Source organism: Streptomyces sp. NPDC126497 (assembly GCF_040302425.1).
Lineage (GTDB): Bacteria > Actinomycetota > Actinomycetes > Streptomycetales > Streptomycetaceae > Streptomyces.
On record NZ_JBEORT010000160.1, the window covers coordinates 1 to 8,627 of the forward strand.

General features: G+C 73.4%; 11 protein-coding genes and 1 pseudogene. 8 read left to right on the forward strand and 4 right to left on the reverse strand.

Features of this window, described 5'->3' with window-relative positions:
• The 4 genes and pseudogenes from ABTY20_RS34050 to ABTY20_RS34065 all read left to right on the forward strand — a co-directional run.
• Nucleotides 1-218 (forward strand): annotated as a pseudogene (locus ABTY20_RS34050) (flavodoxin-dependent (E)-4-hydroxy-3-methylbut-2-enyl-diphosphate synthase); the annotation flags it as partial.
• 136 nt (nt 219-354) lie between these two features.
• The gene (locus ABTY20_RS34055) at nt 355-1,203 is read left to right on the forward strand and encodes a GNAT family N-acetyltransferase (protein ID WP_352001014.1); all 849 of its coding nucleotides are present in this window, start codon (nt 355-357) and stop codon (nt 1,201-1,203) included.
• Between the two features lie 27 nt (nt 1,204-1,230).
• Nucleotides 1,231-1,797, forward strand: coding sequence for a GNAT family N-acetyltransferase (locus ABTY20_RS34060; protein WP_352001015.1), 567 nt, complete (start codon nt 1,231-1,233; stop codon nt 1,795-1,797).
• A 95-nt stretch (nt 1,798-1,892) separates the two neighbouring features.
• Complete coding sequence (locus ABTY20_RS34065; protein ID WP_352001016.1) at nt 1,893-3,593, forward strand: proline--tRNA ligase; 1,701 nt, start codon at nt 1,893-1,895, stop codon at nt 3,591-3,593.
• 60 nt (nt 3,594-3,653) lie between these two features.
• Here ABTY20_RS34065 and ABTY20_RS34070 read toward each other — a convergent pair whose 3' ends face one another.
• The 4 genes from ABTY20_RS34070 to ABTY20_RS34085 form a co-directional block, all read right to left on the reverse strand.
• Complete coding sequence (locus tag ABTY20_RS34070) at nt 3,654-3,908, reverse strand: hypothetical protein (RefSeq protein ID WP_352001017.1); 255 nt, start codon at nt 3,906-3,908, stop codon at nt 3,654-3,656.
• A gap of 108 nt (nt 3,909-4,016) precedes the next feature.
• Entirely contained in the window at nt 4,017-4,922 is a 906-nt protein-coding gene (locus ABTY20_RS34075) for an aminoglycoside phosphotransferase family protein (protein ID WP_352001018.1), read from the reverse strand.
• Nucleotides 4,923-4,968: 46 nt separating this feature from the next.
• Nucleotides 4,969-5,448, reverse strand: a complete 480-nt coding sequence (locus ABTY20_RS34080; RefSeq protein ID WP_352001019.1) for a ferritin-like domain-containing protein — start codon at nt 5,446-5,448, stop codon at nt 4,969-4,971.
• Entirely contained in the window at nt 5,445-5,972 is a 528-nt protein-coding gene (locus ABTY20_RS34085) for a hypothetical protein (RefSeq protein ID WP_352001020.1), read from the reverse strand. The genes ABTY20_RS34080 and ABTY20_RS34085 overlap by 4 nt, the downstream gene beginning before the upstream one ends.
• Before the next feature lie 202 nt (nt 5,973-6,174).
• Here ABTY20_RS34085 and rimP point away from each other — a divergent pair, with 202 nt between their 5' ends.
• From rimP to ABTY20_RS34105, 4 genes are all read left to right on the forward strand, one after another.
• Nucleotides 6,175-6,675 carry a ribosome maturation factor RimP gene (rimP, locus tag ABTY20_RS34090; protein ID WP_352001021.1) on the forward strand — a complete coding sequence of 167 codons (501 nt, stop codon included), beginning with the start codon at nt 6,175-6,177 and terminating at the stop codon, nt 6,673-6,675.
• Between the two features lie 2 nt (nt 6,676-6,677).
• The gene (gene nusA, locus ABTY20_RS34095) at nt 6,678-7,664 is read left to right on the forward strand and encodes a transcription termination factor NusA (RefSeq protein WP_352001022.1); all 987 of its coding nucleotides are present in this window, start codon (nt 6,678-6,680) and stop codon (nt 7,662-7,664) included.
• Between the two features lie 102 nt (nt 7,665-7,766).
• Nucleotides 7,767-8,048, forward strand: coding sequence for a YlxR family protein (locus tag ABTY20_RS34100; protein ID WP_352001023.1), 282 nt, complete (start codon nt 7,767-7,769; stop codon nt 8,046-8,048).
• A gap of 185 nt (nt 8,049-8,233) precedes the next feature.
• A partial coding sequence (locus ABTY20_RS34105; RefSeq protein ID WP_352001024.1) for a translation initiation factor IF-2 N-terminal domain-containing protein occupies nt 8,234-8,627 on the forward strand: 394 nt, incomplete at its 3' end.

The window sequence follows — 8,627 nt, forward strand, 5'->3', positions numbered from 1 at the left end:
GCTGTGTGGTCAACGGCCCCGGCGAGGCCCGCGAGGCCGACCTCGGCGTCGCCTCCGGCAACGGCAAGGGCCAGATCTTCGTGAAGGGCGAGGTCATCAAGACCGTCCCCGAGTCGAAGATCGTGGAGACGCTGATCGAGGAGGCGATGAAGATCGCCGAGGAGATGGAGAAGGACGGCGTGACGTCGGGCGAGCCGCAGGTCTCGGTGGCCGGCTGACCAGGCCGGCCGGTCCGTCCGGCGTCCGGGGACGGGGCCGGTCCCGGGCCGGAGCGGGGTCCGGGGGCGGCGTCCCCCGGAATCCGCGGGTACAGTGCGGAGAAATCAGCGAACCCCCGTGTGTGAGGCCCCGCACTTGTTGACGCAGACCACTTCCCGGGTCCTCGAACCGAGTGACCTGGACGCCGCGCTCGCCGTACTCGACCGCGAGCCGGTCGCGAACGCCTTCGTGACGGCCCGCGTCCAGATCGCGGGCCTGGACCCCTGGCGGCTCGGCGGCGAGATGTGGGGCTGGTACGAGGGGGGTGTCCTGACCTCCCTGTGCTACGCCGGCGCCAACCTGGTGCCCATCTGCGCCACCCCCCGGGCCGTCCGCGCCTTCGCCGACCGGGCCCGCCGGGCCGGCCGCCGCTGCTCCTCCGTGGTGGGCCCGGCCGAGCCCACCGCCGCGCTCTGGCGGCTGCTCGAACCCCAGTGGGGCCCGGCCCGCGAGGTCCGCGCCCACCAGCCCCTGATGGTCACCGACCGGATGTCCGACCGCATAGCCCCGGACCCCTACGTCCGCCGCGTCCGCAAGGACGAGCTGGAGAGGATCATGCCGGCGTGCGTGGCCATGTTCACCGAGGAGGTCGGCGTCTCCCCGCTGGCCGGCGACGGCGGCCTGCTCTACCAGGCCAGGGTCGCCGAGCTCGTCGGCGCCGGCCGCTCCTTCGCCCGCTTCGACGCCGACGGCAGGGTCGTCTTCAAGGCCGAGATCGGCGCCGCGACCGACCGCGCCTGCCAGATCCAGGGCGTCTGGGTGGCCCCCGAACACCGGGGGAAGGGCGTCGCCGCACCCGGCATGGCGGCCGTCCTGCGCTACGCCCTGACGGAGATGGCCCCGGTGGCGAGCCTCTACGTCAACGACTTCAACACGCCCGCCCGCAGGACGTACGAGAAGGTGGGCTTCCAGGAGGTCGGCGCCTTCATGAGTGTGCTGTTCTGACGCGGCGGGCCCTGTAGTCTCCCCGGCATGCTGCGCTTTCCCGGTCACGGCCGCCCCCAGCCCGACGACATCGTGATCGGCCCCCTCGACCTCCCCGGCCACGTCGACGAGGCGCTGGCGGTGCAGGCGGTGGCGTTCGGACTCGGTCCCGACGAGGTGGCCGTACGCCGGCAGATCGTCCTGCGCCACATGACCTTCCCCGGCGCCCGCGCCTTCGGGGCCACCGTCGAGGGCCGCCTGGTCGGCTTCGTCTACGGCATGCCCAACGACCGCACCCACTGGTGGTCCACCGTCGTCGAACCCTATCTGCGGGCCCGGGGCAACGACGACTGGCTCGACGACTCCTTCGTCATCACCGAGCTGCACGTCCACCCCCGGCACCAGAAGCACGGCGTCGGCCGCGCCCTGATCACCACGATCACCGACGGCGCCGACGAGCCCCGCTCCATCCTCTCCGCCCTCGACGTCGAGAGCCCGGCCCGCCGGCTGTACCGCTCGCTCGGCTACCAGGACCTCGCCCGTCAGGTCCACTTCCCCAGCGCCACCACGCCGTACGCCGTCATGGGCGCCCCGCTGCCGCTCCCGCGCGGATAGCGGACGGCGGGCGGCGGACAATCGATTTCCGCCGCCGCGTCCCGCCCGGCTAACCTCCCTGTCATCCACCCAGACGCAGCAGGAGTACGAGAACCATGGCGAACGCACCGGTCCAGCGCATGTCCCAGTTGATGGCGAAGACGCTGCGCGACGACCCGGCGGACGCCGAGGTCCTCAGCCACAAGCTGCTCGTCCGGGCCGGCTACGTGCGCCGCACCGCCGCCGGCATCTGGACCTGGCTGCCCCTCGGCAAGAAGGTCCTCGCCAACGTCGAGCGCATCGTCCGCGAGGAGATGGACGCCATCGGCGCCCAGGAGGTACTGCTCCCCGCCCTGCTGCCGCGCGAGCCCTACGAGGCGACCGGCCGCTGGGACGAGTACGGCGCCGAACTGTTCCGCCTCCAGGACCGCAAGGGCGGCGACTACCTCCTCGGCCCCACCCACGAGGAGATCTTCACCCTGATGGTGAAGGACCAGGCGTCCTCCTACAAGGACCTGCCGGTGATCCTCTACCAGATCCAGACCAAGTTCCGGGACGAGGCCCGCCCCCGCGCCGGCATCCTGCGCGGCCGCGAGTTCCTGATGAAGGACTCCTACTCCTTCGACCTGGAGGACGAGGGCCTGGCGCAGTCCTACGCCCTGCACCGCCAGGCCTACCGGAAGGTCTTCGAGCGCCTCGGCCTCGACTACCGCATCTGCGCGGCGACCGCCGGCGCCATGGGCGGCTCCAAGTCCGAGGAGTTCCTCGCCCCCGCCGAGGCCGGCGAGGACACCTTCGCGGACTGCCCGAACTGCGACTTCGCCGCCAACACCGAGGCGATCGCCTACGAGCTGAAGCCGGTCGACGCCTCCGGTGTCCCGGCCGCCGAGGACATCCCCACCCCCGACACCCCGACCATCGAGACCCTCGCCGCCTCGCTCGGCGTGGAGGCCTCGGCCACGCTGAAGAACCTGCTGGTCAAGGTCGACGGCGAGATCGTCGCCGTGGGCGTGCCCGGTGACCGCGAGGTCGACATGGGCAAGGTCGAGGCGCACTTCGCCCCGGCCGTCGTGGAGATGGTCACCGAGGCCGACTTCATCGCCCACCCCGAGCTGGTGCGCGGCTACGTCGGCCCGCAGGGCCTGGGCAAGGTGACGTACGTCGCCGACCCGCGCGTGGCGCCGGGCACCGCCTGGATCACGGGCGCCAACAAGGCCGACACGCACGCGAAGAACGTGGTCGCGGGCCGTGACTTCGAGGTCGACGCGTACGTGGACGTCGTGGTGGTGCAGGAGGGCGACCCGTGCCCCGCGTGCGGCACCGGCCTCAAGCTCGACCGCGCCATCGAGATCGGCCACATCTTCCAGCTGGGCCGCAAGTACGCCGACGCCCTCAAGCTCGACGTGCTGGGCCAGAACGGCAAGCCGGTCCGCGTCACCATGGGCTCCTACGGCATCGGCGTCTCCCGCGCGGTGGCGGCGCTCGCCGAGCAGACCGCCGACGACAAGGGCCTGTGCTGGCCGGCGGAGGTCGCCCCGGCCGACGTCCACGTGGTCGCCGCCGGCAAGGCCCTCCAGACCGAGCTCGCCCTCGACGTCTCCGAGAAGCTGTCCGCCGCGGGCCTGCGCGTCCTGGTCGACGACCGTGCGGGCGTCTCCCCGGGCGTGAAGTTCACCGACTCGGAACTGATCGGCGTCCCGCAGATCCTGGTCGCGGGCCGCCGCGCCGCCGAGGGCGTCGTCGAACTCAAGGACCGCCGCACCGGCGAGCGCGAGGAGCTCACGGTCGACGAGGCGGTCGCCCGCCTCACGGCGTAACCGCGTCACCGGGCCCGTGCCGGCCGCCGCCGCACGGGCCCGGACCTCATCCGGCCCCTCTCACTTCCACGGACCGGTGAACGACCGGCCGGGCACCGGCTCGGCGACGAGCGCGACGGCGGCGAGGAAGTCGCCCCGGCCGATCGCGGACATCGAGGTGGCGAGCGCCTTCGGCCCGCAGGGCCCGGCCGCCCGCCCGTACAGCGCGTCGCAGGCCCGCTCGCCCTCCGCAAACAACCGGGGCACGCCTTCCGCGAGGGCCGGCGCGGCGCGCCCGGCACCGGTGAAGCACGGCGGGTCCCACCAGGACGCCACCGGGGCGATCCGCTCCTCCGGCCGCCCGGCCCCGCGCGGGAAGCCCGTGTGCGGGACGGTCGGGCAGGTGCGGAGAAGTGTGACGCAGGCTCCGGAGCGAGAACGGTCCTAGAGCCAGCTCGCGAACTCCAGGAGGAGTTCCGCGTCCCGTCCGCGGCCCACGCGGCGGGCCCGCACCCCCGACTCCACCGCCCGGAACAGCGTCCAGCCCCGCAGCCGCTCCCGGTCCACCTCCAGCGACTCCGCGAGCCGTTTCACCCGCCGCCGGGTCGTCGTCGCCCCCGAGGACTGCGCGATGAGGTCCTCCACCCGGTCGCGCACCAGCCGCGCCAGGTCGAACGCGCGCTCGCCGACCACCGGGTCCGGCCCCACCGCCAGCCACGGCATGCGCTCCGCGGCCAGCACCTTGCTCTGCCGGAACGTCCCGTGCAGCAGCCGGTGCTCGGGCGGCGCCACCAGCAGCTCCTCGCGGGCCGCCAGCGCCGCCTCCACCAGCGGAGCCACCTCCGGGTCGGCCGCCGCGCTCGCCCGCATCGCCCGCGCCTGTCGCTCCGTCCGCCCGGCCACCGTCTCGAAGTCGTGTCCCTCCGGCGGGTCCACCCAGAGCCGGCGCAGCGTCCCCGCCGCCTCCAGCAGCGCCCTCGCCTCCGGCAGCGACCGCACCGACACGTCCGGGTGCAGCCGCTCCAGCAGCAGCACTCCCTCGGCCGCGCCCGGGACCGGCTCCAGCAGCTGGACCGCTCCCAGCCCGCCCCAGTGGGCCAGCGCCGCCCGCTCGCTCTCCGGGCGCGCCCGGCGCGGCGCCAGCTTCAGCACGGCGGGCGTGCCGTCGGCCCTGCGCACCAGCACGACCAGGCTGCTGCGCCCGCCCGGCACCTGCACCCGCTCCACGGTCAACTCGCGTCGTGCGACGGCCTCGCGCGCCACCTCCGGCAGCCTCTCCAGCCAGTCGTCGCCCTCGGGCGCCGTCTCACCGAGCGCCCTCACCAGACGCTTCGGCGGTTCGAAAACCATGCGCGAGTCGTTCCTTCCTGCTGTACGCGGTGTCTGCCGCCCCCCGTCACGCCGTCGGCGCCGGGCTCCCCGAGGCCGTACCGCCCCGCTCGGCGAGCCCAGGGAAGGCTACGCTCCCGCCGCTCCAGCGCACCGACCGCACCGCCGCCTCCCGCATCGCCTCGGCGGCGCCCCGCCGCTGCTCGCCCCCGCTCGCGCGCACCAGATCGGCGTACACCCCGGCGACCCTGTTCTCCAGCTCCGCCGCCAGCCGGACCGCCGAGGCCGCGTCCGGCACCGGGAACGGCAGCGCGTACCCCGCGGCCGCGGCGACGGGCGCGCCGCCGGCGTCCTGCACCGCGCGCACCAGCGCGTCCCTGCGCGCCCGGTGCGCGTCGTACGCCGTCCGCGCCTCGGTGCGCCGACTCCTGCCGATCCGCCCGCCGACGACCCCGTAGCCGTACACCGCCGCGTGCTCCGCCGCCAGGGCGGCCTGGAGGGCCCGCAGCTCCTGTTCCCCCGCCTCGCGCGCCTCGCCCACCGTCATGCCTCCGTCAGCAGGTACACGTGCGCCGCGCCGGCCGCCGCCACCGAGGCCAGCAGCCGCGCCAGTTCGCCCGGCGCGTCCAGCAGCGCCTTCGTGCGCCGGTCGGCGATCTCCCGCTCGGCGGCGGCGAGCCCGGCGAGGGCGTCCTTCTCCTTCGCCGGGACGGCGGCCGGGGGCGGGGGAGGGACCGGCCCGGACGGCGACGACGACGGTGACGGCGAGGGCTCCGCCGTGTCCCCGAACGCCTCCGCGTGCCGTGCGACCTCCGCGCGCAGCGGGCGCAGCCGCTGCGCCAGCCCCGGGTGGGCGGCCACGACCGCGTCGTACCGCGCGGCCAGCTCCCTGCTGTCCCGGGCCGCACGCGCGCGTGTCCGGTCGGCGGCCGAGGGGCGGCTGCCGCCGGAGGCGCCGGAGCCCCCGGGGTCGGCGGAACAGCCCGCCACCAGCAGGGCCGCCGGGGCGACGGCGAGCAGACTCCTTCTGCGCGGCCCCGAACGGGCGCGCGGAGACAGGGGGAACGACACGGCAGACGTCCTCGGGGCTCGTGCGAACGTAGCGACGGAAGGGAGGCCGGGGCCCGTGATCACCGTACCCGTGCCGCCGCGCGGGGGTGCTCAGCGGCACCCTCCGTGACGGGTGGACAGCAACACCCCCTGCGACCGGATACCCTTTGACCAGACACGCGCACCGTCCCACAACAGCACACGCGGCCGAGGAGTCACCCGGATGAGCACCACCCAGAGCGAGAGGCTTCGAGAACTTCTGGAACCGCTCGTCAGCTCCCAGGGCCTGGATCTCGAAGAGATCGCCGTGGACGCGGTCGGCCGCAAGCGTGTGCTGCGCGTCGTCGTCGACTCCGACACCGGAGCGGACCTCGACCGGATCGCCGAGGTGAGCCGCGCGCTCTCGGCGAAGCTCGACGAGAGCGACGCGATGGGCGACGGGGAGTACACCCTCGAGGTCGGAACCCCGGGTGCGGAGCGCCTCCTCACCGAGCACCGGCACTACACGCGCGCCACCGGCCGCCTGGTGCGGTTCCAGTTGGCCGAGGGCGGCGAGCTGGTCGCCAGGATGGTCGCGGTGGACGACGACGGTCTCGACCTCGAGGTGCCCGGTGTGAAGGGCCGCAAGGCCACCACGCGCCGGCTCGCCTTCGCCGACATCGCCAGGGCGCGCGTCCAGGTCGAGTTCAACCGCAAGGACAACGAGAAGGAAGAGGAGGCGTAATCGTGGACATCGACATGAGTGCCCTTCGGCTCTTGGTACGGGAGAAGGAGATCTCCCTCGACCTGCTGGTCGAAGCGATCGAATCGGCCCTCCTCATCGCCTACCACCGGACCGAGGGAAGCCGCCGGCACGCGCGCGTGGAGCTCAACCGGGAGACCGGACATGTGACCGTGTGGGCGAAGGAGGACCCCCAGGACCTCGAGGAGGGCCAGCAGGCCCGCGAGTTCGACGACACCCCGTCCGGCTTCGGCCGTATCGCCGCCACCACGGCCAAGCAGGTCATCCTGCAGCGCCTGCGCGACGCCGAGGACGACGCGACGCTCGGCGAGTACGCCGGCCGCGAGGGCGACATCGTCACCGGCGTGGTCCAGCAGGGCCGCGACCCGAAGAATGTGCTGGTCGACATCGGCAAGCTGGAGGCCATCCTGCCGGTGCAGGAGCAGGTGCCCGGCGAGACCTATCCGCACGGCATGCGGCTGCGCAGCTACGTCGTCCGGGTGGCCAAGGGGGTGCGCGGCCCGTCCGTCACCCTGTCGCGCACGCACCCCAATCTGGTGAAGAAGCTCTTCGCCCTGGAGGTGCCGGAGATCGCCGACGGGTCCGTGGAGATCTCCGCGATCGCCCGTGAGGCCGGTCACCGCACCAAGATCGCCGTACGCTCCACCCGGTCGGGCCTGAACGCCAAGGGTGCCTGCATCGGCCCCATGGGCGGCCGGGTGCGCAACGTGATGGGCGAGCTGAACGGTGAGAAGATCGACATCGTCGACTGGTCCGACGACCCGGCCGAGATGGTGGCGAACGCGCTGTCGCCGGCCCGGGTCTCCAAGGTGGACATCGTCGACATGGCGGCCCGGTCCGCCCGGGTCACCGTGCCGGACTACCAATTGTCCCTGGCGATCGGCAAGGAGGGGCAGAACGCCCGCCTCGCCGCCCGTCTGACCGGCTGGCGGATCGACATCCGGCCGGACACGGAACAGGCCGGGGAATAGATCCAGGCCGCAGGTCGCTGAGATCACGACAGCTTCGCTCGCGGCAAGCGTTCGATTCTTGCCCCAAAGGGGTGAGGTCGGTCCGGGGAGGTAGACTGAGAAGTGTCTGGCCGGACACGTGCTGGCGTATGCCCCGAGCGCACTTGCGTGGGGTGCCGGGAGCGAGCGGTCAAGAGCGAGCTGTTGCGCATCGTGGTGGTCGAGGACGCGTGCGTCCCCGATCCTCGCGGTACGCTGCCCGGCCGGGGTGCGTACGTGCACCCCGTCCCGGTCTGTCTCGACCAGGCGGTGCGCCGCAGGGCGTTCCCACGGGCGCTCCGCGTCCCGGGACCGCTCGACGTAAAGGCGTTGCGCCACTACGTCGAGCAGGCACAAGGTTGCTGAGCAGTGGCATCACGCCGACTGGGCAGGCAACACGTAAGAACATGCCGCACGGAACCCACCGTGCGGTCTGGTACCTCGCGAGTCGAAAGCAGGTCGAGATTGCGATGAGCACTCGATGAGTACGCGATGAGTACGCCCATGAACTAGCGACGGTCCGGACGCAACCCGGACCTCAAAGGAGCGAAGTGGCTAAGGTCCGGGTCTACGAACTCGCCAAGGAGTTCGGTGTGGAGAGCAAGGTCGTCATGGCCAAGCTCCAGGAACTCGGTGAATTCGTCCGTTCGGCGTCTTCGACCATCGAAGCGCCCGTAGTACGCAAGCTGACCGACGCCTTCCAGCAGGGCGGGGGCAACGGCAAGTCCGCCGCGAAGCCCGGCGCGCCCCGCAAGGCGGCCCCCAGGCCCGCCGCGCCGTCCCCGGCGCAGGCGGCACGTCCGGGTCCGGCTGCCCCGAAGCCGCCGTCGGCACCCAAGCCCGCCGCGGCCCAGTCGCCGGCGGCCCCGTCGGCGCCCGCGCCGGCCGCCCCCGGTTCACGTCCGACGCCGGGCCCGCGCCCCGCGCCGCGTCCGGCACCGGCGG

Coding starts and splice junctions, on each gene's coding strand:
- rimP (WP_352001021.1), top strand. CDS start 6,175: ATGAGCACCACCCAGAGCGAGAGGCTTCGAGAACTTCTGGAACCGCTC.
- ABTY20_RS34080 (WP_352001019.1), bottom strand. CDS start 5,448: ATGACGGTGGGCGAGGCGCGCGAGGCGGGGGAACAGGAGCTGCGGGCC.
- ABTY20_RS34065 (WP_352001016.1), top strand. CDS start 1,893: ATGGCGAACGCACCGGTCCAGCGCATGTCCCAGTTGATGGCGAAGACG.
- ABTY20_RS34075 (WP_352001018.1), bottom strand. CDS start 4,922: ATGGTTTTCGAACCGCCGAAGCGTCTGGTGAGGGCGCTCGGTGAGACG.
- ABTY20_RS34060 (WP_352001015.1), top strand. CDS start 1,231: ATGCTGCGCTTTCCCGGTCACGGCCGCCCCCAGCCCGACGACATCGTG.